The sequence below is a fragment of the Aliivibrio wodanis genome (assembly GCF_052920805.1).
In genome coordinates this window covers 1,577,643-1,600,387 of sequence record NZ_JBREXA010000001.1, presented here as the reverse complement: position 1 = coordinate 1,600,387, position 22,745 = coordinate 1,577,643, and the positions used below count along the sequence as shown (strand labels likewise).

22 protein-coding genes and 2 pseudogenes are annotated in these 22,745 nt (G+C 36.4%); 12 read left to right on the top strand and 12 right to left on the bottom strand.

Annotated elements, in window-relative coordinates:
• Positions 1 to 257: 257 nt before the first annotated feature.
• Positions 258 to 440: a hypothetical protein gene (locus ACU5DF_RS07295; protein WP_446712362.1), complete on the top strand. Its 183-nt coding sequence runs from the start codon at positions 258 to 260 to the stop codon at positions 438 to 440.
• 105 nt (positions 441 to 545) lie between these two features.
• On the opposite strand, the gene yghU is transcribed toward ACU5DF_RS07295, so the two are convergent.
• Together yghU and ACU5DF_RS07285 are read right to left on the bottom strand one after the other, a co-directional pair.
• Positions 546 to 1,400, bottom strand: a complete 855-nt coding sequence (yghU, locus tag ACU5DF_RS07290) for a glutathione-dependent disulfide-bond oxidoreductase (protein ID WP_446712361.1) — start codon at positions 1,398 to 1,400, stop codon at positions 546 to 548.
• Between the two features lie 51 nt (positions 1,401 to 1,451).
• Positions 1,452 to 2,072, bottom strand: coding sequence for a DsbA family protein (locus ACU5DF_RS07285; protein WP_446712360.1), 621 nt, complete (start codon positions 2,070 to 2,072; stop codon positions 1,452 to 1,454).
• A 152-nt stretch (positions 2,073 to 2,224) separates the two neighbouring features.
• Between ACU5DF_RS07285 and ACU5DF_RS07280 the strand changes: the two genes are divergently transcribed.
• Positions 2,225 to 3,076, top strand: coding sequence for an EamA family transporter (locus ACU5DF_RS07280; RefSeq protein ID WP_446712359.1), 852 nt, complete (start codon positions 2,225 to 2,227; stop codon positions 3,074 to 3,076).
• Here ACU5DF_RS07280 and ACU5DF_RS07275 read toward each other — a convergent pair.
• Complete coding sequence (locus ACU5DF_RS07275) at positions 3,063 to 3,932, bottom strand: AraC family transcriptional regulator (RefSeq protein WP_446712498.1); 870 nt, start codon at positions 3,930 to 3,932, stop codon at positions 3,063 to 3,065. The two genes, ACU5DF_RS07280 and ACU5DF_RS07275, sit on opposite strands and share 14 nt — an antisense overlap.
• 113 nt (positions 3,933 to 4,045) lie before the next feature.
• On the opposite strand from ACU5DF_RS07275, the gene ACU5DF_RS07270 reads away from it, so the two are divergent.
• The 4 genes and pseudogenes from ACU5DF_RS07270 to ACU5DF_RS07255 form a co-directional block, all read left to right on the top strand.
• Positions 4,046 to 5,200 carry an aminotransferase-like domain-containing protein gene (locus tag ACU5DF_RS07270; RefSeq protein ID WP_446712358.1) on the top strand — a complete coding sequence of 385 codons (1,155 nt, stop codon included), beginning with the start codon at positions 4,046 to 4,048 and terminating at the stop codon, positions 5,198 to 5,200.
• A 45-nt stretch (positions 5,201 to 5,245) separates the two neighbouring features.
• Positions 5,246 to 6,370 (top strand): M14 family metallopeptidase, encoded by a 1,125-nt coding sequence (locus ACU5DF_RS07265; protein ID WP_446712357.1) that lies wholly within the window; start codon positions 5,246 to 5,248, stop codon positions 6,368 to 6,370.
• A 69-nt stretch (positions 6,371 to 6,439) separates the two neighbouring features.
• Positions 6,440 to 6,946 (top strand): helix-turn-helix domain-containing protein, encoded by a 507-nt coding sequence (locus tag ACU5DF_RS07260; RefSeq protein ID WP_446712354.1) that lies wholly within the window; start codon positions 6,440 to 6,442, stop codon positions 6,944 to 6,946.
• Positions 6,910 to 7,788 (top strand): annotated as a pseudogene (locus tag ACU5DF_RS07255) (IS3 family transposase); the annotation flags it as partial. The gene ACU5DF_RS07260 and the pseudogene ACU5DF_RS07255, both read left to right, overlap by 37 nt.
• Before the next feature lie 71 nt (positions 7,789 to 7,859).
• Here the strand turns inward: ACU5DF_RS07255 and ACU5DF_RS07250 are convergent.
• Entirely contained in the window at positions 7,860 to 8,828 is a 969-nt protein-coding gene (locus ACU5DF_RS07250; protein ID WP_446712356.1) for a hypothetical protein, read from the bottom strand.
• A 149-nt stretch (positions 8,829 to 8,977) separates the two neighbouring features.
• Here ACU5DF_RS07250 and ACU5DF_RS07245 point away from each other — a divergent pair, with 149 nt between their 5' ends.
• A complete protein-coding gene (locus ACU5DF_RS07245; protein ID WP_446712355.1) occupies positions 8,978 to 9,442 on the top strand; it encodes an Lrp/AsnC family transcriptional regulator in 465 nt (154 codons plus the stop codon).
• Positions 9,443 to 9,517: 75 nt separating this feature from the next.
• On the opposite strand, the pseudogene ACU5DF_RS07240 reads toward ACU5DF_RS07245, so the two are convergent.
• The 4 genes and pseudogenes from ACU5DF_RS07240 to ACU5DF_RS07225 all read right to left on the bottom strand — a co-directional run.
• Positions 9,518 to 10,396, bottom strand: a pseudogene (locus ACU5DF_RS07240) (IS3 family transposase); the annotation flags it as partial.
• The gene (locus ACU5DF_RS07235; protein ID WP_446712354.1) at positions 10,360 to 10,866 is read right to left on the bottom strand and encodes a helix-turn-helix domain-containing protein; all 507 of its coding nucleotides are present in this window, start codon (positions 10,864 to 10,866) and stop codon (positions 10,360 to 10,362) included. The gene ACU5DF_RS07235 and the pseudogene ACU5DF_RS07240, both read right to left, overlap by 37 nt.
• Before the next feature lie 81 nt (positions 10,867 to 10,947).
• On the bottom strand, positions 10,948 to 11,610 hold the full coding sequence (locus ACU5DF_RS07230; RefSeq protein WP_446712353.1) for a hypothetical protein: 663 nt from the start codon (positions 11,608 to 11,610) through the stop codon (positions 10,948 to 10,950).
• Between the two features lie 75 nt (positions 11,611 to 11,685).
• The gene (locus ACU5DF_RS07225; protein ID WP_446712497.1) at positions 11,686 to 12,006 is read right to left on the bottom strand and encodes a hypothetical protein; all 321 of its coding nucleotides are present in this window, start codon (positions 12,004 to 12,006) and stop codon (positions 11,686 to 11,688) included.
• A 279-nt stretch (positions 12,007 to 12,285) separates the two neighbouring features.
• On the opposite strand from ACU5DF_RS07225, the gene ACU5DF_RS07220 reads away from it, so the two are divergent.
• Together ACU5DF_RS07220 and arsB are read left to right on the top strand one after the other, a co-directional pair.
• A complete protein-coding gene (locus ACU5DF_RS07220; RefSeq protein ID WP_045104195.1) occupies positions 12,286 to 12,627 on the top strand; it encodes an ArsR/SmtB family transcription factor in 342 nt (113 codons plus the stop codon).
• A 117-nt stretch (positions 12,628 to 12,744) separates the two neighbouring features.
• Complete coding sequence (arsB, locus tag ACU5DF_RS07215; RefSeq protein WP_446712352.1) at positions 12,745 to 13,788, top strand: ACR3 family arsenite efflux transporter; 1,044 nt, start codon at positions 12,745 to 12,747, stop codon at positions 13,786 to 13,788.
• Positions 13,789 to 13,842: 54 nt separating this feature from the next.
• On the opposite strand, the gene ACU5DF_RS07210 is transcribed toward arsB, so the two are convergent.
• The 4 genes from ACU5DF_RS07210 to ACU5DF_RS07195 form a co-directional block, all read right to left on the bottom strand.
• A complete protein-coding gene (locus tag ACU5DF_RS07210) occupies positions 13,843 to 16,011 on the bottom strand; it encodes a bifunctional diguanylate cyclase/phosphodiesterase (RefSeq protein WP_446712496.1) in 2,169 nt (722 codons plus the stop codon).
• A 39-nt stretch (positions 16,012 to 16,050) separates the two neighbouring features.
• Positions 16,051 to 17,007 (bottom strand): IS30 family transposase, encoded by a 957-nt coding sequence (locus ACU5DF_RS07205; protein ID WP_446711658.1) that lies wholly within the window; start codon positions 17,005 to 17,007, stop codon positions 16,051 to 16,053.
• Positions 17,008 to 17,098: 91 nt separating this feature from the next.
• A complete protein-coding gene (locus ACU5DF_RS07200) occupies positions 17,099 to 17,389 on the bottom strand; it encodes a hypothetical protein (RefSeq protein ID WP_446712351.1) in 291 nt (96 codons plus the stop codon).
• A gap of 121 nt (positions 17,390 to 17,510) precedes the next feature.
• Positions 17,511 to 19,394 carry a methyl-accepting chemotaxis protein gene (locus ACU5DF_RS07195; RefSeq protein WP_446712350.1) on the bottom strand — a complete coding sequence of 628 codons (1,884 nt, stop codon included), beginning with the start codon at positions 19,392 to 19,394 and terminating at the stop codon, positions 17,511 to 17,513.
• Positions 19,395 to 19,937: 543 nt separating this feature from the next.
• On the opposite strand from ACU5DF_RS07195, the gene ACU5DF_RS07190 reads away from it, so the two are divergent.
• The 3 genes from ACU5DF_RS07190 to norR all read left to right on the top strand — a co-directional run bounded on the left by ACU5DF_RS07190 (position 19,938) and on the right by norR (position 22,518).
• Entirely contained in the window at positions 19,938 to 20,444 is a 507-nt protein-coding gene (locus ACU5DF_RS07190) for a winged helix-turn-helix domain-containing protein (RefSeq protein WP_446712349.1), read from the top strand.
• 6 nt (positions 20,445 to 20,450) lie between these two features.
• Positions 20,451 to 20,894 (top strand): hypothetical protein, encoded by a 444-nt coding sequence (locus ACU5DF_RS07185; RefSeq protein WP_446712348.1) that lies wholly within the window; start codon positions 20,451 to 20,453, stop codon positions 20,892 to 20,894.
• Between the two features lie 94 nt (positions 20,895 to 20,988).
• Positions 20,989 to 22,518, top strand: a complete 1,530-nt coding sequence (gene norR, locus ACU5DF_RS07180; RefSeq protein ID WP_446712347.1) for a nitric oxide reductase transcriptional regulator NorR — start codon at positions 20,989 to 20,991, stop codon at positions 22,516 to 22,518.
• Positions 22,519 to 22,745 lie beyond the last annotated feature (227 nt).

The window sequence follows — 22,745 nt, the reverse complement described above, 5'->3', positions numbered from 1 at the left end:
AGGAGAGACACAATGAATGATTTTTATGACTACATCCCAGAGTTACATCAAAACAAGCCTGACTGCATACCTACACATTCATCAGTGGTGTTAATTAAACCATCAAGAAGAAAAGGATTCATTATATGTTTCGCCAGTGCCATCATAATATCCAGCTCATGCCTATTTTTATTATTTAATTAATCGCCATTTACAAATAAATAAATGAGTACGTTAGATTAAGTAACTTTAAAAAAACTATGGACTACAAGATAGATTTGGAAAATTATGTCTTATATATTGATACGAATAGCCATGATATTGTTGAAATTAAGCATTCAGTGAAAGTAGGTGACAATGGTCGCCAAGACCTAGTTTATGGTACTAAATTATTTGTAAATAATGTTTGCATAGAAGGTATCTTCGATACAGACTTCGCACCAGTTAATGACTATTATTGAGAGGAATTATAGCTATTACAACAAAAATGATAGAAAGAGTAAGTAGAAAAACAACTCACTCTTTCGAATCATCATTTTATTTATCTAAATAAAGTTAGAAATTTACTATTGCTTTTTTAACACCACATCAATGTCTTCTGCACTATGACGCTCTGGAGCTTGTTCCCACTCTTCACCCCATGAACGGTTTACGATTTTTCCTCGTTGCACCGCTTCTCTGGCTTCAAGCATTTTTGCCCAGCGCACTACGTTGGTATAACTCTCTACTTGTAAAAACTCAGCAGCATCATACAAATTACCTAATACTAGGTTGCCATACCACGGCCAAATCGCCATATCAGCAATACTGTATTCTTCTCCTGCAACATAAGTATTTTTAGCAAGTTGCTTATCAAGTACGTCGAGTTGGCGTTTTGCTTCCATAGAAAAGCGGTTAATTGGGTATTCTTGTTTTTCATCAGCATAGGCATAGAAATGACCAAAACCGCCACCTAAGAATGGGGCTGAGCCTTGTGCCCAAAATAGCCAATTAAAGGTTTGGGTTCTTGCACTGCCTTCTTTTGGTAAAAACTTATCAAACTTTTCAGCAAGATGAACCAAAATAGAAGCGGATTCAAAAACATGAACTTCAGGATCAACAGAGTGATCAACCAATGCAGGAATTTTTGAATTTGGATTAACATCCACAAAGCCTGATGAAAATTGGTCACTCTCACCAATATTGATTAAGTAGGCATCGTATTCAGCCTCTTTAATGCCTAGTGCCAATAACTCTTCTAATAGAATCGTTACCTTTTGTCCATTTGGTGTCGCCAAAGAATAAAGCTGTAAAGAATGCTCACCTACTGGAAGCTTTTTCTCATGCCTTGCACCTGATTCAGGGCTATTTATATTTGCCCATTTATTACCGCCATCAGTGTCATTAACCCAAATTTTTGCTGGTGTGTATTCTGCAGCCATTGATAATTCCTTATCCAGTGAGGAGATTGGTGTAAATTTCTTTATTACTTATTAATATAGACGACTTTTTAACAGTGCAACGGTCCCTTCTGATTTTTCATAATCAATTGGGAACTCAATCAACTCATCCTCTGTTTTAAAAAATAAAGAAGGAAAACCACTTCGACCAATTGAACGAGAAAATGTAATTTCATCTAACAATGCTTGGTGCGTCTCTGGAGATAATAAGTCCAACTCAAATCTCGCCATATCTAAGCCAATGTCTCTCGCACAGCAAAGCAATACTTCATTATCACTCGGGTTCATCGCTTTTAAATAATAAGCGGTTTGAATTGCTTCAAGCATTGCTAATTCAGCACCTTGAGCTCGCGCAGCAAGAATGGCACGGCAAGAGGGATATGTAGAACGACGCGGTGTGTTTTTATCCCAAAAGTCATGATTGAAAGAAGTACCTAAGTAATTTTCTATTTTTTGCCAATACGACGCAATTTGGGTCTGCATCTCTTGTGGCATAGGCTCGGCTGAATCTGACGCTAACCCACCAAGAACATAGACGATTTCAACGTCATTAGAGATAGCTTGTTTTACTTTCTCCCATACAGGCTTATAGCCCCAACACCATGAACACATTGGATCATAGACGTAATAAAGTATCGCTTTTTCCTCTGACATAATTTAATTCCTTTATATTAATATCAGTAATAATTCCTTTCATCATATGGGATGCATTACTTAATAGCAAAATATCAAAGAAGGGCATAGAATCGACACTATTCAAATAGCGCACTACTGTCATGTTGATGTAGATTATTAAAAGGTTCGTTATGTATACATTTTTTGGGGCTTTGGCTTTTATTATATGGGGATTAGTTCCTGTTTACTTCCACCAACTGGAAGGCTTCAGCCCTGCATTAATTCTATCTAACCGTATCTTTTGGTCGGCTGTGATTCTAATTGCTGTTTTTTGCTTTAAACCCAACTTGATAGACAAAAAGCAATGTACGGCTAGAAATATCTCAATTGCGTTTATGGCAGGGATCATGATGAATTTATCATGGTTGGGATTTGTGTATGCAACCATCACCAATAATATCATGGCAGCATCATTAGCCTTTTATATTACGCCTGTTTTTGTGTTCTTTATGGGCTTTGTCTTTTTTAAAGAAGAGCTTAAATCACCCCAAAAAATTGCTCTATTTTTGATGGTATTGGCCATTGTTAGTTATGTTTATTTAGATCAACAATTGCCTGTTTTAAGTTTGGCTATTTCACTCTCTTTTGCTAGCTATATTGCCATTAAAAAACTGATTAAATTAAATACGTTTGGTGCAATTTTCTTTGAGCATATCCTTTTTGCACCTATTGCCTTGTGGTACATCATGACTCATTCTGATGGCCTTTTATTGGCAGATTTTGGCAAGTTAATGGGAACGGCGCCATTGCAGCTCGCTTCAATTCTGCTATTGAGTATATCTATTCTCAAAACACCATTAAGCAAGATAAGCTTACTTCAATATATTGAACCGACTTTGCATCTCGCCTTAGCAATATGGATTTATCATGAGCCTATCTCTAATGGTCAAAAATGTGCCCTAATATTGGTTATTCTTTCTATCATGGTTGCTAACATCAAAATGAAGAAACCAAATAAGCCGAATCTTGCTAATAAAAGCTAATTGGCAGATAAAAATCCAACTCAAATTCTTCGGTTTCATTTAAAAAATGGTTTTTATGGTAACGTACATACGCTGGTGTCGATCTTAATTTAAAGCCTGACGCCGGCAACCATTTCTCTAATACTGTACTGATTTGTGGCAGTAGTTGCCCATATACACCATGTAACCGAAACACCGCATGTAATCCACCAGGGATCACCATTTGATTTACCACACCACGATATTTCAATGGTTTATCAATCGCAATACACGCTACATAACGACACTTATTAAGCTCAACCCATGCAGGATTTGAATGGTGTAAGCCAAACTGAGTAGAGAAATCTCGATTCTCAGTATTTGCCCACGCTTTTAATACTAGCCACGCATTTCGAATTGAACGGTTATAGCCATCATGTCTCACATAGGCGGCCAATAACTCTGGAACCTCTGTGATTTTTGGTTGAGGTAATACTCTATCAGCCACACTTAAATACCCCTCTGCAATTTCAGGATCTTTCAAATACGGTTTATCTGATATCTGTAAATCATGCTTGCGCCATTCCCCCGGAGACATATCAAAAGTCGACTTAAATGCACGACTAAAAGAAGAGAGTGAGCTAAATCCACACGTATTTGCAATATCCAATACAGTTGATTTGGTATCAAACATAAGCTGATTCGCGGCATACTCCATGCGAGTTCGGCGAATATATTGATGAATAGACTCCCCCACCACTTGTTTAAAAATGCGATGAAAATGTTGTTCTGAATACGCAGCAATCTCAGCAAGATCTTTTGCAGCAAGCTCTTTACTGATGTCTTTATGTATATAAAACAGAACATCATTGATTCTTGATATGTGTTGTTGGGTCATAAATTCAAAATAGCATAAATGGACATATTTATAAGCATAAACGGACAAACATAGTTGTGCAACGCCTTGTACTATCAAAGGATAAAATAAATAAGATAATGATGGGAACACATATGGAAATAGCTCACTCACTGCAACAGATCCAATCTTCTTATATCAGAGAGATCTTAGCAGCAGCAACGGACAAGAATGTAATCTCTCTCGCAGGCGGATTACCTGATGAGAAAACGTTCCCTATTGATTTAATGAAACCAACATTAGAAAGCCTGTCTGATATGCCAGAAGTCTTTCAATACGGTGCTACCGCAGGTTACGGCCCTCTGTTAGACCTACTGACAGAAATGTACCAATTACCAGAAACACACATGCCAATGATCTGTACTGGCTCTCAGCAAGGCTTAGACCTTATTGCACGCGCGTATATGAACCCGAATGATACTGTGGTTATGGAAGCGCCGAGTTACCTCGGTGCAATGCAAGTCTTTGGTTTGGTTCAAGCTAATATTGCAACTGTATCTCAAACAGACTTTGGTCCTAATCTTGAAGAGCTAGAGCAATGCTTTATTCAAGACTCACCAAAAATGTTCTATGCAGTGCCAGATTTCCACAACCCAACTGGCGTATGTTGGTCTTTAGAAACACGCAAAAAAGTGGCTGCGTTGTGTATTAAATACAAAGTCGCTTTCATTGAAGATGCGCCATATCGTGAACTACGCTTTACTGGCGAAGCACTTCCAATGGTTTCAACTTTTTGTCCTGACGATTCTATTGTACTGCGTTCATTCTCAAAAATTGCCTCTCCAGGTTTACGTATTGGTGCAGTAACTGGCAAGAAAAGTTACTTAGAACCATTGATTAAAGTAAAACAAGGCGCTGATTTACACTCAAGCGTACCAATGCAAGCACTACTAGTTGGCTTATTAAAACACGCTGATTTTGGTCTGCACATGGAACAAATTCAAGCGCTTTACAAAACACGTTATGACGTTTTATTCGCTGAATTGAAAAAACAATTACCTGAAACTTGCGTGCTAAACCCTGTAGATGGCGGCATGTTTATTTGGTTATCTCTACCAGATTGCGACACTTTCGCTCTGGCTAAAACATTAATTGCTAATGGTGTTGCGGTTGTACCAAGCCCTGTGTTTTATCCAAAACCAGAAGGCGCACCGTCAGCGTTACGTTTAAACTTTACCAATGCAAATCCTGAAGAGTTGGTTGAAGCGGTAGGTCGTTTAACTAAAGTATTGAATGAAGCGCTAAACTAGGCGTAGACTAATAATCACGATATTTATAATTTGAGTAGTATATAAATGAAAATATTCAGTAATTTTGAAAGTGGTAATATCCATGTAGTTGCAGCGAATACACCTGATGATATTCAGCTAACTATTCCTGCTGATAACCAAACTGAGATCGCTCAGTGGTTTCACTTTCGTTTAGAAAGCCAGCCTCAACAACAGCATTCATTTAAGATCTTAGGGTTAGCAAAATCAGCTTACCCTGAAGGTTGGCAAGATTATGATGTGGTAGCGTCTTATGATCGCGAAGAGTGGTTTCGCATCCCTACAGAATTTGATGGCGATACACTTAGCTTTAATGTGATGCCTGAGTACCGTTCAATGTATTTCGCATACTTTGCACCTTACTCGTACGATCGCCATCAAGACTTACTACACGGTGCACAAACCCACCACAGCTGTCAGTTAGAAACACTTGGTGTGACACTAGATAACAATGACATCAGTATACTAACTATTGGTGAGCCAGCCGAAGGTAAGAAGAACATCTGGATCACTGGTCGTCAACATCCTGGTGAAACAATGGCGGAATGGTTCATTGAAGGTTTATTATCACGCCTATTAGATGAAACTGACACTGTTGGTCGTGCCCTACTTGATACCTCTGTTTTCCATATTGTTCCTAACATGAACCCAGATGGCAGTATCCGTGGTCACTTACGTACTAATGCGATTGGTGTGAATTTGAACCGTGAATGGCAAACGCCGTCAATGGAAAGATCACCAGAAGTATTTTTAGTTCGTGAGCGTATGTTAGCAACTGGTGTTGATATGTTCTTAGACATCCACGGTGATGAAGCTATCCCATACAACTTCGTTGCTGGTAGTGAAGGCCTTCCTTCTTATAACGAACGTATTGCTGATTTAGAGAATACCTTTAAACAAGCTCTATTAACCATTACTCCTGAGTTCCAAGACGAGATTGGTTACGACAAAGATGAGCCAGGCACTGCAAACTTAACCGTTGGCTCTAACTGGGTTGGTGAGCAATTTAAATGTCTTTCTTATACTGTTGAAATGCCATTTAAAGATCATATTAGCCACGCTGATGAGCTGTATGGTTGGTCTCCAGAGCGAAGCATTGCCTTTGGTCAAGACACGTTATCTGCAATCTGGGCTACCGTTGGTAAGCTGTAATAATACTAAAAGCCGATCATATGAACTGACCCCCAATAATTGGACAACCAATTACTGAGGGTCTTTTTTATGTCCAAATATAGTCGTGAGCTAAAACTCATTATTGCTAAGCAATGCTTAGTTAGTCGTACATCAATTCAATTATCTAAGGAATATTCGATATCTGCTCGTCAGATACGATACTGGACTCAAGTATTTTCTATCCATGGTAAAAACTCATTTTTACCAACTACACATGCCGATAATGCCAAAACAAAATTACAAGCATTGAAATTAATGTGGACTAACAGTTGGTCTCTCACTCACACTAGTGCAGTATTAAACTTATCCTCCCCTGGCACGCTATCAGTCTGGCTTAAAACATATAATGAAGCGGGGTTTAAGGGACTCAAGAATAGCAATATAGGAAGGCCTTCAATGAAATCATTATCCAATACTACACAAAAATCAGATGGCGAAATGACCATTGAAGAGCTAAGAGAAGAGTTAAGTTATTTACGAACAGAGAATGCTGTTCTAAAAAAGTTCGAAGAGCTGAAACAGAAAAAACGCCAACAAACAAAGAAAAAGCGTTAATTGTTTTAGCTCTCAAAGCTAATTACCCTTTAAAATATTTACTTCGTATCACCAGTTTGGCAAAAAGTGTCTTCTATTATCAGGCTCAAATAAGTAGAAGGCCTGATACTTATGAGCATGAGTTAAAGATGATTGAGTCTATCTACCATGAACATAAAGGGCGTTATGGCTATCGACGGATCCATTTAGCTATGCGAAGAAAAGGTGTAGAGCTGAATCATAAAACAGTACAAAGGCTGATGGCGCAACTAAACCTAAAATCTATAGTAAGGCCCAAAAAATATCGTTCTTATCGAGGAGAGGTGGGTAAATCAGTCCCAAATGTACTTGAAAGGGATTTTAGTGCTACGAAACCAGATGAAAAATGGGTAACCGATGTAACAGAATTTAAAGTTAACGGACAGAAAGTTTACCTATCGCCAGTGGTTGATTTATTCAATCAAGAAGTTATCGCTTATAAAGTAACAAAGAATGCACGTTTACCGCTAGTCACGGATATGCTTAAAGAGGCAATAGGCAAACTAAGTAAGGGCTCGAAGCCAATTTTACACAGTGATCAAGGTTGGCAATATCGACATAAGACTTATCAACAGGAACTTGTAAAGCATAGGCTTCAACAAAGTATGTCTAGAAAAGGAAACTGCTTAGATAATGCAGTAGCTGAAAATTTCTTTGGTTTACTTAAAACTGAAATGTATCATGGATACACTTTCAAGGATGCAGATGAGTTAATAGAAAAGATCGAAGAATATATCGAGTATTACAATACGAAGCGGATTAAGGTAAAACTAAAAGGCCTGACTCCGATAGAATATCGAAACCAGGCCTTACAAGCCGCTTAACTAAAATGTCCAACTTAACGGGGTCACTTCACTTATGATCGGCTCTTTTGTGCCGTAATCACTTTCTAACCTTAATGAGATAACGCGACGTTACGATAGAAATACTTTTCACACAATTGAGGGCTTAATCTTCTCACACCCGCAGAAATGGCTGATATAACCACAACAGAAAAGACTAATCTTCCCCAAAAAATCGTATTAAAATCTGCACCAATTAATAGGATCAATAACGTATCTTCTATTAAACTGTGCAGTAAATTGAGTAGCATAATGGCAGTAAACACGTCTCTTGCGGGTATATGTCCAGTTTTAGCTTCATTAATCAATAATCCCCCACCAAACGACAACCCTAATGTAATGCCAATAATGGTTAAGTTAGTTGCTTCTTTGCTGATCCCTAATATTTTTAAAAAAGGCCTCAATAGAACCGCCATCAGTTTCTCAATTCCCAGTAATTTCAGAATTTTCAACGTAAACAATAGCCCAGAAATAACCCCAAAAATAACCCCGAAGTTTTTAACTTGTCCGATTCCCCATGCAAGATAGCCAGTATCCGTTACAGCATCGGGCTGCCACAAGGTCACAGCAGGTTGGTTAAGATAATCACCCGTTTGGTAAGTTTGGTGGAGTAACCACGCAAGAACAAAACTACCGCCAATCCTAATGAGCAAGGTCATAGATAAATTCACCCCTGCTTTTTTCGCTATCGCGGCTTCAATCGGTAACGAGTGGGCTAATAACATCATGCTGCCTAATATAGAAACTTGAGCCACACTTAATGGCATATCTGTATTAATAAAAACGATTAACCCACCATAAATATTGGTTAATAACGTTGTTGCCCATACTAAGCCCATTTCCTTTGGTAAACCGACCGTTTCCATTAAGGGACTTAATAGGTTACTAAGAAGTACGATCCCTCCCATCTCTTCCACTACTTTAATAAGAATAATGATTGGTATCATAATCTTAAATAGTGTCCATGTTACGTTGATGATGTCTCTAATGAGCTCTTTGAAAAAATTAAGGAAAGGAGTCATATCATATCCATATGTTAATGTAAGAAGATTCTATTCTATCAACTTAATTATGACGTATATTTCAAAAGCAACCATAAAAAGTACAGAAAATTTCTTATTTTAATTATAATGAGAAATATTAAGCAGATTAAATAGAGCTATAGGAAATTATGGAATTAGACCGAATTGATCGTAATATCTTAGTTCGATTACAAAAAAATAATCGGATACCTAATGTTGAATTAGCCGAGCTTGTCGGCCTATCGGCTCCTGCCTGTTTAAAACGCATTAAGAGATTACGAGATAATGACGTAATTATTGGGGATGTATCAATCGTTAACCCTGAATTAGCAGGAAAGACATTGACCTTTTTAGTCTCAGTAGAAATGGAACGTGACCGAGGTGATATATATCAAAACTTCCGTCAATCAATGAAAAAAGCACTAGAAGTAACCCAATGCTATCAAATCTCGGGCAATTACGACTTCATGTTGATTATCATAGTTAAAGACATACAAGCCTATGAACATTTTGTAGAACGTGTACTTCATACTGATTTAAATATTCGTAAATTTCATACTTCTATCTCACTAAGAACCATCAAATTCTCTACAGAAATTCAAATTATAGAATAAATAACACATGAATTTGATAGAAAAACAAAAAAGCCGATCGAATATGAAGTGACCCCGTTAAGTTGGACATTTTAGTTAAGCGGCTTGTAAGGCCTGGTTTCGATATTCTATCGGAGTCAGGCCTTTTAGTTTTACCTTAATCCGCTTCGTATTGTAATACTCGATATATTCTTCGATCTTTTCTATTAACTCATCTGCATCCTTGAAAGTGTATCCATGATACATTTCAGTTTTAAGTAAACCAAAGAAATTTTCAGCTACTGCATTATCTAAGCAGTTTCCTTTTCTAGACATACTTTGTTGAAGCCTATGCTTTACAAGTTCCTGTTGATAAGTCTTATGTCGATATTGCCAACCTTGATCACTGTGTAAAATTGGCTTCGAGCCCTTACTTAGTTTGCCTATTGCCTCTTTAAGCATATCCGTGACTAGCGGTAAACGTGCATTCTTTGTTACTTTATAAGCGATAACTTCTTGATTGAATAAATCAACCACTGGCGATAGGTAAACTTTCTGTCCGTTAACTTTAAATTCTGTTACATCGGTTACCCATTTTTCATCTGGTTTCGTAGCACTAAAATCCCTTTCAAGTACATTTGGGACTGATTTACCCACCTCTCCTCGATAAGAACGATATTTTTTGGGCCTTACTATAGATTTTAGGTTTAGTTGCGCCATCAGCCTTTGTACTGTTTTATGATTCAGCTCTACACCTTTTCTTCGCATAGCTAAATGGATCCGTCGATAGCCATAACGCCCTTTATGTTCATGGTAGATAGACTCAATCATCTTTAACTCATGCTCATAAGTATCAGGCCTTCTACTTATTTGAGCCTGATAATAGAAGACACTTTTTGCCAAACTGGTGATACGAAGTAAATATTTTAAAGGGTAATTAGCTTTGAGAGCTAAAACAATTAACGCTTTTTCTTTGTTTGTTGGCGTTTTTTCTGTTTCAGCTCTTCGAACTTTTTTAGAACAGCATTCTCTGTTCGTAAATAACTTAACTCTTCTCTTAGCTCTTCAATGGTCATTTCGCCATCTGATTTTTGTGTAGTATTGGATAATGATTTCATTGAAGGCCTTCCTATATTGCTATTCTTGAGTCCCTTAAACCCCGCTTCATTATATGTTTTAAGCCAGACTGATAGCGTGCCAGGGGAGGATAAGTTTAATACTGCACTAGTGTGAGTGAGAGACCAACTGTTAGTCCACATTAATTTCAATGCTTGTAATTTTGTTTTGGCATTATCGGCATGTGTAGTTGGTAAAAATGAGTTTTTACCATGGATAGAAAATACTTGAGTCCAGTATCGTATCTGACGAGCAGATATCGAATATTCCTTAGATAATTGAATTGATGTACGACTAACTAAGCATTGCTTAGCAATAATGAGTTTTAGCTCACGACTATATTTGGACATAAAAAAGACCCTCAGTAATTGGTTGTCCAATTATTGGGGGTCAGTTCAATAGTCGGCTTCTTATTACGTCTTATTTGATACCTATTGATTAACTTTAGATTGAATCTCTGTACCGGCTTCCCTCAATAAATTAAACGGTGACATAATCACGCCTTTTACTGCACCTTGCGTTGCTTGCTGAGAAAGCTCTTCCGTTTTATCTATAATTTGATCGGCTTTGAGCATAATAGGTGGGATTTCTTTACGTAATCTTTCCGACTCTTTGATTACCGCAGGAATGGTCGTTACACGGTATCCCTTACTCTCTACAAACGCTTTAGGGAAAACTTGCTCACGATAATTTTTTAATTCTACCAATGCGGTAGGTACTGTTTTTTCATTTATCACATTCATTACCGTGATCACTTCAGGTAACGATTCTGTACGAATGGACTTTACTTCATTGAGGATCATCGGGATTTTATGGTCAACAGAAGCAACCGTCTTGTTTACATCCTTAATGGTGTCCTTTACTTCACTGACTAAGGTTAAAACTTGAGGAGTTAGATCTTCAATATGTTGCGCTAATAATAACCACTGTTCAATTTCCAATTTATCAGCCGTTTTATTCACTTCACTCATTAACTCTGGATATTTCTCGACAATGGTATTTACTGAGTTGGTAAACGCGTAAATCGTGTACCCCAAATAAAAAATTGAGATCGCTAATAACGCCTGTATTGCTATTCCTAATCGAGCCAACATAATCATGCCTATTGTTGTATTTTCTTAACGATAGCCTAAGTTTAGATAAGAATACACGATTATGAGAACCAATTATCAAACCAGTGCTAATAACACCCCACCAACAGTTAAAGCTGCAGACAAGTATTGCCCTGCAGAATAAGAGGAATCATTTTCTTCTTCGATTTTATCCGGGTGATCAATGCCCAAAGCACCATGAGCAAAAGATTCAACATCATCTGTAACGCCCTTGTTTAACTCACGATTTGCTTGGCTTTCTTTCTCAATATCTTGCAATGCATACAATAACGCTTTTCCTTCACTTGATAGGCTTACTTGGTTGTCACTCACCTTTACTGCCGAACCCATTGAAGATACTTTCACACTTGGATTATCAGCCGTTGCAATAGGATGCATTGGCTTAGAGTATGTCATTGCATTTTGATATGAAGAAACACCATTTAACATTGTCATTACCTTTTGGTTAATAATTCATCTTCTTATAACTATAGCGGTCAATATGTAGAAAACTTGTGAATCTTTAAGCATGATTATTTGATTTATTGATGTATGTCACTATTTTTTGCAAGTATATTCTCGTTTCTTTTATTTATTTTAATCATCACTTGATCTCTTTCTTTCTTACCTCTAATATTAATCGCAATTAAACGATTAAGAACTTAGGGAGGATAAGCGATGCCAGCAACTTGCAAAACTAATACTATATGTCGTTTTAGCTCAACAGAACAAGATAATCAGCAAGAGAAGACGTTAGCTACATTAGCAAAAGCACTTTCACACCCTGCTCGTATTCGTATCTTACGTATTTTGTCATCATTAGAAAAATCAGGCGGGTGTTTGAATAGTGATTTAGTCTCCGATTTAGGTCTGGCCCAATCGACTGTATCTGAGCATCTACGTGTACTTAAAGAAGCAGGTTTTATTACGGCTGAACCTATTCCACCCAAAATGTGCTATCGCATTAATAGAGACTGTCTTCAGAAGTTTGATAACTTAACTCATACGATTTTGGACTAAAATGTAACCTTAATTATTTAGATAATCACGTAGTTAAACACTTTTCATTTAATATTCTCAACATCACCCTCAAAAATCGCCTTTCGACGATTTACGATGGTTATATAAGGAGCTTTTATGCAACCAAAACTCAATTTTCTAGATAGATATTTAACACTGTGGATTTTTATCGCTATGGCTATTGGTGTATTACTTGGGGTTCAGCTCCCTCAAGTTGCACAATGGAATGAATCCATGTCGGTCGGGACAACCAATATTCCTTTAGCTATTGGTTTGATCTTAATGATGTATCCACCACTAGCCAAAGTGAATTACAACTTGCTTGGTACTGTCGTAAAAGACAAACAAGCCATTACACTCTCTCTTATTATGAACTGGGTTGTTGGCCCTATTCTTATGTTTATTCTGGCATTGACCTTTTTAGGTGATCACCCAGGTTACATGGTCGGTATTATTCTGATTGGCCTAGCTCGCTGTATTGCTATGGTATTAGTATGGAATGATATTGGGGGAGGAAATAAAGAATATGGTGCCGCTTTAGTTGCGATTAACTCTGCGTTTCAAATCGTGACATACAGTTTTATGGCATGGTTGTTTATTAGTGTTCTTCCACCTGTATTTGGTTATGAAAGCATGGTGGTTGATATCTCTATGATGGACATTGCTGAAAGTGTTTTAATTTATCTTGGTATCCCATTCCTAGCTGGATTTTTAAGCCGTAAAATCTTAGTCGCTAAAAAAGGCGAAGCTTGGTACAACACGGTTTTCATTCCTAAGATTTCACCGATTACCTTGATTGCGCTGCTAGGTACAATTGTTCTTATGTTTAGCCTAAAAGGTGAAATGATCCTTGAGTTACCAATGGACGTTGTTCGTATTGCTATTCCGCTGGCTATCTATTTTGTCTTAATGTTCTTCTCTAGTTTCTTTATCGGTAAAAAGATGGGAATACCTTATGATAAAAACGCCTCTATTGCTTTCACAGCAACGGGAAATAACTTTGAACTAGCGATTGCTGTTTCTATTGCGGTATTTGGTTTGAACTCCGATCAAGCTTTTGCTGGTGTTATTGGGCCTCTAATCGAAGTGCCAGTTTTAATCGCTTTGGTTAATATCGCATTAAAAATGAAAGGAAAATCAGAAGACAAAGCGGTCGTTTAATCTTTATAAAAACAATAATGGAGTGTTAAACCCACTCCATTATTTTCATTAATACTAACTTGCTAATGTCTTTTTCTCACCGTAGCGATCAACTAAATCATCAATCATTAATGGCTTATCAAAGTAATAGCCTTGCAGTAAGTCACAATGATACTCTTTTAATTTTTGATGCTGCTCTATAGTTTCGACCCCTTCTGCTACCACTTTCATATGACAAGAAGAGCCAATCGCTATAATCGCTTTCACTAACGTATCACTTTGCTTATTACTCAGTAATTTATCAACAAAAGAGCGATCTATTTTAATTTCAGTAATAGGCAGGTTATTTAAGTAATTCAGTGACGAATAGCCAGTACAAAAATCATCTAATGAAATACCAAAACCATGAGCTCTAAAGCGATTTAAGATAGGTGAAATAGAATGTAGATCTTCAATAAAGATATTCTCAGTGATCTCTAAGGTAATGCGCTCAATATCAATGCCAACACGCTTAACAATGGATAGTACCTTATCTTCAAAACCAGGATATGAGAATTGCTTTGGCGAAATATTAATCGAGACCCCTATTGCATTAACGCCATTAGGCATAAGCGCCAATGTATCTCGACACGCCGTTTCAAATACAAACTCACCCACTTGATGGATCAAACCAGTACGTTCAGCTAAAGGAATAAAATCCAGTGGTGAGATAAAACCAAGATCATCACTATTCCAACGGCATAACGCTTCTACGGCACAGATTTGTTGTGTTTCTGCATCAATCTGAGGTTGATACACAACACCGATCTCATTACTGCCTAACGCTTGTCTTAAATGGTTTTCTAATTGAAAATCATGCTGGACTTGCTGATTAATTTCAGCATCATAGAATAAAACATTTCCTTTCTCTTGATCTTTTACTCTATATAAAACGATATCTGCTTTTGAAATTAACTCTTCGACACTATGTCCATCATCTGGATACATAGAAACACCAATAGAACAACTTGTTTGTACTTGGTTGCCAGCTAACAAAAACGGTTTCTCAAAGGTTCCTAAAATTTGCTCAACTTTATGCCTTGCTTCATCACTGTTTTTTAATAATGGCAAACAAAAAACAAATTCATCTCCTCCAAATCGGGCAACAAAATCATTTTTTCCTAGAATTAACTCAAAGCGTTTGCCTATTTGTTGTAATAATTGGTCACCAGCAGAATGACCAAACTGATCATTCACATTTTTAAAATCATCAAGATCAACAAAAACAACCGCCACTTTTTTATCTTCTAATCTAGATAAACCAATATTTTTTTGAATTTTAGTCGATAATAAGGTGCGATTTGGCAGGTTCGTTAGCAAATCAAACTCAGCCATGTACTGCATCTCATTTTTACTGCTCTCAAGACGCTCATAATCCCCAATGACTTGCTCTTCTAACAAGATAACGTGATTAGTCACTCGCTTACCAATTACAAGAACAATCACAGTTAACAAGATGGTTAGCAGCACGCTGAATGCCAACATAATTTGTAATTCGAGATGAGATTCGACAATCAATTTTTGTTTCTTTTGCTCAGTTAGCTTTGTGATATCAGAAGTATAAAAACCTGTTCCTATGACCCAATTCCAATCCTTAATAAGGCGAACGTAACTGATTTTTTCTTCAATATCTCCAGAATGAACATCAGTGTGTTCATAAGTAAAAAAATCACCTGTTTTAGCTATTTGAATTAATTCTTGGTGTTTCTCATTATCATTAGACAAAAATAAAGAAGGATGATCAGTGATGATTTTCTGATTCTGTAGTTTAACACTACCGTCAATATCCGAAACAAATATATAACCAGTATTGCCCAAATTCACACTCGAGAGCATGCTTAGTACTTGAGCTTGTATTTGCTTCTCAATATCTTCTACATAAGCACCTGAGCCAATATACCAATCAAGAGACTCTAAATAGCGATCAAAACTGACTTTTTCAAACTCTCTATCTTGCTGATTTGGTTTTATATACCAGTAATGGTTATATGCTTGGCCAGTTTCCTTTATTGACTTAAGCTGGTTCTGAATAATGTAATTACCACGCGAATCAACCATATCAAGCATCAGTGTATTTTCCATTTCAGGTAAGATTGGATGCATGATATTGTTGCCATTCAAATCATAAATATAAAAATAGCCTGTGCCATCATCAAATCTCATCGCTCTTAATGTATCTATTATCAACTGCTTAACTTCACTCAGGGGTTTATCTCTATTTATCTGAAGTAAACCATCTACAAGCTAGATCGTAACAATAACCGACACACGCTTACCGTTTAAAAACTCACTCGGACTCAGAAAATTTAATGCCTTTCTAGGTCTCGAATTAATCAAAAACTCTGCCTGTTTAATCTCTTTTGCAGCAAGTTCTCCAATGGCCATTCCCTTTGGGAAAAAACGCCTTAGTAAACCATTGGTATTTTCATTCAAACCTCGTTGCCAGGAATGGTAAGGTTTAGCAAAATAAATGTCACAGCTCAGATGCTTAGCTATCTTAGCATGACCCGCAAACTCTCCGCCATTATCAAATGTGATTGTTTTGCAAAGCCCTTTAAAGGGCTTCATCATGCGATTTATCCCACGAGTGACTGCTTTTTTGGACTTGCTACGTACTTTGCAGGTAACTAATAGCTTAGATACTCGCTCTACCATCGTGACTAAATACCCATCTTGACCATAAACAGTATCACCTTCCCAGTGACCAATCTCTGAGTTATCGTCAACAATAGTAGGCCGAAGAGAGATATCAGTGCGGTTGGGAATTAGTCTTGCGCCAGCTTCTACACCTTTACGCTGTTTGTATTTTTTACCTTTTCGAGCAAGCATCCTTTGCCAACACTCTCTTTTGACTATATTGTAAATCGTACTGCAACATATTGTATTTTCTATTTTTTCTTTACGCATTCGTCCAGATATCTGCTCGGGACTCCAACCAAGTTGCAGGTATATTTGAATTATTTTCTTATTCTTTTTGTTGCATTTTGTGTGCTTAATTGAAAGTGTTCTTTTTTGAAAAGCATGCCTATGCGCTTGCTCGGCACAATAACTTCCAGCAGGACAACGTCGTAACTCCCTTGAAATGGAGCCGTTGCTCCGTTTTAATTTTTGTCCTATTTCACGAGCAGAAATACTGTGTGTATTCCAAGCTTCGATCTGGTATCTTTCACCCAGTGTCAGTTGCTTATATTGGTGTCCCATGGGATTACCTTAGTTGATTGTGTGAGAGCTTGAAGCTTATAGGCAACTGACTCTCTAATCTATACCAAAGTGTGTCGGTTATTCTTGGGATCTAGGCAATACTAAAAGCGGTTTGTACTCGAAGGCGTAATTTCTCACGTGCAATTCTATCAATAAGTGCTTTTTCATGCTCGATTTGTTGGTAGGCTTGCTCTACAACAACTTGTGCTTGCTGTTGTTTTGTTTCTAGTACCTCACTATGCACCGCATCAAGTAAAGCCGTGATTTTTCTCTCGTTACTATTAATAACATTCATATTTAAAACAATAGTAAACACAACGATTACCATAATTGGTAAATACTGTAGCAATCGTAGTAGTTTACTGTTTTTTAATGAATGCATAGATACTCAAGCTCGCCTAGAAAATAAACAATACTATTTTGCCTAAAAAATTACAGAACATCAAACCTTAAATATAAATAAAGCCTTTAGGTATGATACTCTAAAGGCCATTATTTTAGGTTCAATTCGTTTTAAAAAAATCTAACTCTGTTTTTTGAGCAACTGCCAACTTAGATAATTCATCAGCAGCTTGCTGCGTTTGGTTTACAGCTGAAACATTCTGAGTTACCAAATCAAAGGTTCGTGTCGTATTCTTAGCGATATCTTCAGTTACACTAAACTGCTCTTGCGATGCCGTAGCAACTAACGTATTAATATCAGAAATAGACTGGACAGCATTTACAATTTCATTAAACGATTCTTTTACACTTTCAGTCAGATCCACTGATTCTTGAATTGAATGGACATTCTCTAACATATTCTTATTAGCATTTTCTGATTGAGCTTGCAGTTTACTAATGATCCCCTGAATATTGATTGTTGATTCTTGAGTTTTCGCTGCAAGATTTCTCACTTCATCTGCAACAACCGCAAAACCTCTTCCTGCCTCTCCCGCTCTCGCCGCTTCAATCGCCGCATTTAAAGCAAGTAGATTTGTTTGTTCTGATATGCTTCTAATAACATCGGTGACTTCGCCAATATTTATAGCATCATCTCTTAAGGCTGTAATCATTTCAGCCGTTTGCTGAACCGACTCATTAATATTAATCGTTAATGCTATAGAGTCTTCTAATGTCGAACGACCACTTGATACATTAGTTATAGCCTTTTGAGCTTCTTCCTCTGCATGAGATGCATTTGTTGTTACTTCTTTAGAGGTGCTAGATAATTCACTAATTGCAGTCGAGATCTCTTCTATCTGCGCTAATTCATGCTGTGAGTTTTTTGCAGTATCAGACATCACAACAGTTAATTCCTCAGATGAAGCAGATACACTATTTGAAATAGAATGGCTGGTTGTGACAATTTCAGACAACCTTTTATTTAAAGCCAAAAGCGATAAATAAATGCCGGTATCTTTGCCTGATGAAACTAGTTCTTGTGATAAATCACCTTTTGATATTTTAGATAAAACACTTGATATTTCAGTAGGTTCCCCACCTATAGGTTTATAAATAAGATGAATAACCGAGTAATAAACAAGAACTAATGAGATTACTAAAATCACAAAGAAAGCAATCAATGACTCTTTTAGCATATTGTTACTTTCAGCATACACTTCACCTTCATACTGATAAATAATCAATCTCCAATCAGCTGAATCTACATCTGCAACTGAAGCTATAACATAATCATCTCTAAAGACACTTTTAAATCTTAAAGTTCCATCAACAAATCCATCTAAATCCGGATTAATATTAAATAATAATTTTCCTATATGTTTCTTATTTTTTGAGCTAATCACCTGCTCTGTTTTTATCTCATATAAATATATCTGCCCATCTTCAGCTATATTATCCATTATTTTATCAAGAGCATTAACCTTTACTCCTACAGCAACAATTGCTACAACTATTCCTTTATTAATTATTGGATGTGCGATACCAAAAACAGTATCACCATTAGAGTTTAAGTAACTATCCGTTACTATTCGCTCTTCTCCTTTAATACCTCTTAAATACCATTCTCTCTTATCTTCTATAGCATTAAAAGTAGGGTGAAATTGGCCTGTATACTCTAACGCTCTACCATCAGCCATACCTAGCCAAGCATCATCAACCCCTAATCTATTATAAATCAACCTTAACTGCTCAACTACTAATTCTTGATTTGATAACTCTCCATCACGATTAAACTCTACACTAAATGTTTCTAGTGCTATAAGATATTTATCTAACGCACTTTCTAATGATTCTGAATAAAGCTCATCCGTTTTATCTAGATTGGTGTATGTTATTTTTTCATTATAATTCTTAAATGAAGAGTATCCAAGCCATGTTAATCCTCCAGACACAATAAAAAGTAATATAAATGTAGATGTTAATATCTTATTTTTCAAACTCATTAAATTAAACCCTAAATAAACTTATCTTTATACTCATTATTAAACACTCATATTCAAGAGAATTTAATTATACATAACCGTGAAAATCAATCTCTACAAGTTAGATTCACTCATTACAAACTTGGAAATCTAATGTAGTACTATTTCAAACTCATAAAGCCCATCATTATTAATATCAAGCTGAAATGTTATTCCAAAAACATCATTGAGATGAGATATTTCATCTAAAGTTAGGCACTCAATAGAGTTTAACGTTTTTGTATTTTTACATAATGAAAAGCAATATACCGCCGACATAAAAACCTCTCCTTTTAAGGCTTGTTGATTTATAAACTTTTAGAAGCATAAGTATCAACCACTCACTAATTATAAGTTAATAATAAACATTAATTAGTTATAATTTATTAAAAAACATCAACTTAAGTAAAACTCACCACTATCTAAATTATAATAACAATTCTATTAATTGTGATCTCAATGCTGTATTTTATAAATCTCAAGTGCTATATTATTTTACATTACTAACACTAAAAAACGACAACAATGAGACTCACGCTTAACAACTCAATTTTATTAATAGAAGATAGGCCAGAGATTATAATAAATAATCAGTCCTACTCTATTTCAATACCAGAAAGTAAAGTACTTCAACTTCTTATAAAAAATACGAATAAATCTATTGATAAAAACTCACTAATAGTTGCGGCTTGGGACCACCCTGATTTTATCGGTCCAAACTCTCTCGCTGTCGCTATATCAAATATAAGGAAGATACTAAAACATGACAATATTCTAATAATCAACACTCCTAGAGTAGGTTATAAACTTAGCTACAAGGAAAAGGAAAAGGAAAAGGAAAAGGAAAAGGAAAAGGAAAAGGAAAAGGAAAAGGAAATATATCAAGAAAGCATAGATAAAGATAACATTATTATAGCTAACGATAGTAATAAATTAAAATCTATATTTTTATCATCACCAACCCAACTAATAATGTTTTTATTATTGACATATTTTATTTTAACCGTAATTCACTCATGGGTAATAATTTAAATCATAATGAAAAGAATAAATATATCATTAAGTATCTTTATCACTTCCGTTTCTTTTTATGCATTTATTAATGGTAGCGGTTGTAATTATAAGATTAACATTATAGATTCAATCAACCCTGGTCACAAAATAAAAATGACCTGTTATCGAGGTGATTTTGTTGCTCTTCATACGTTAAAATATAGTGAGGGTATAGCAAAATGGAAAGTAACAGGAAAACAATTTAATTTATCAAATCAATTAATTTACTTTATTGAAACTCGAACACCTTTAATTGAACCAAATTATAAAAATAAATTAGATGATACTATTCAAATGTCAAAAGAACATAGGTTACTATTTTACGCATATAAATTAGATGGCGATGATTTAACTATCTATGAAGACTTTCCTGAAATAAAAACTCTAACCACAAAATTTACTGGAAAATTAAGTCAATGGAATAACTAATAACTTAGTCTTAGTGCTATTGTTAATTATAAAGTTCACTAAATATGATATGGTAGATGATGTTAATATAACATCATCTACCAAAGTGGCTCTTATGAAACCCTCTATCGAAAAAGTCTTACTTCAAATCGCATTGGATCTTAGCTCTAACTTATCCAGTGATTTGCATTATCAGCGCTTAATCTCTTCTATTCATCACGTATTCCCTTGCGACGCCAGTGCATTATTTGTATTAGATGCTGATGGCTGCCTTAAACCTGTCGCTGTACAAGGGCTTTCTACTGCGGTTTTGGGCCGTTGTTTTCCACCAAAAGTACACCCTCGATTACAAGCCATTTTAGAGAGCAAACACCCTGTCCGTTTTGAATCCAATTCAGACTTACCAGACCCCTTTGATGGCTTATTATTGGTGGATGAACACGTCAGTATTGAAGTGCATGATTGCCTAGGTTGTAGCCTGTACGTAGAAGATACTTTAGTCGGTCTATTAACCTTAGATGCGTTAGAGGTGGGTGCCTTTAAAAAGATAGATAACATCACGATTGAAACCTTCGCAGCCCTTGCTGCAGCTACCTTGCACAACAAAGCATTAATAGAAACCTTAAAGAACAGCAATCAACAACAAAAATCCATCAACCAAGCGCTAATCCAACAAGCTCGAAACCAAAAAGGTGAGTTGATTGGCATTAGCCCTCAGATCCAACGATTACGTACCAATATCAAGATGGTAGCCTCTTCTGACTATGCCGTTTTGATCAGCGGTGAGACCGGTTGTGGTAAAGAATTGGTCGCTCATTCTGTACATGAACAATCTCTTCGTAATGAACAAGCAATGATTTATGTAAACTGTGCAGCCTTGCCTGAATCCTTAGCTGAAAGTGAGCTGTTTGGTCACGTCAAAGGCGCGTTTACTGGCGCCAATAATCACCGAGCAGGTAAATTTGAATTGGCGGATAATGGCACTATTTTCTTAGATGAAATTGGTGAATTGCCCTTGTTAATTCAAGCCAAATTATTGCGTGTTATTCAGCAAGGTGAAGTACAACGTGTCGGCTCTGATAAAAACGTCATGGTAAATGTGCGTATCATCGCCGCAACCAACCGTAATTTAGAGCAAGAAGTAGAAGCAGGACGCTTTCGAGCTGACTTATTTCACCGTTTAAATGTGTTCCCAATAAACGTGCCACCACTGCGTGATCGTGACGGTGATATTTCTGTTTTAGCTGGGTATTTATTAGATAAAGTTCGTACCCAATTTAACGTGCCAACTCTTCATATTCATCCACGAACGTTAACTCATTTAGAGAATAGCCAGTGGCTAGGTAATGTACGAGAACTTGAACATACGTTAATGCGTGCAGGGCTTAGAGCAATACAAGAAAGTGACAGCAGCATTACTCTTGCGCACTTTTTAGGGGATGTTGAGCACACAAATGATGTTAAAATAACAACAGCATTATTACCGAAAGAGAGTAAACCGATGCGAGAATTGGTAGAAAGCTATCAAAAGCAGCTGATTGAGCACGCTTTATCCGAATCGAATGGAACATGGTCAAAAGCCGCCGAGTTTCTTCAAATGGATCGCGGTAATTTATATCGAATGGGGAAAAAATTCGGCCTGTAAATCTTATAAAAAACCATCTAATGATGTATTTATGACATCGGGAATGTTGTTATAAATACATCACTGAAACATTATCAACTTTAAAAATCATTATAAATCAACAAGTTAAAGTTGGCACGTCCTATGCAATAGAGAACTCATCAATGTAGAATCAAGTCTCGATTAGTTCAGCAATTTGCTCAAGGCAGCAGAACGTACTGAACTAACAGGATTTGAACAATAAGTAT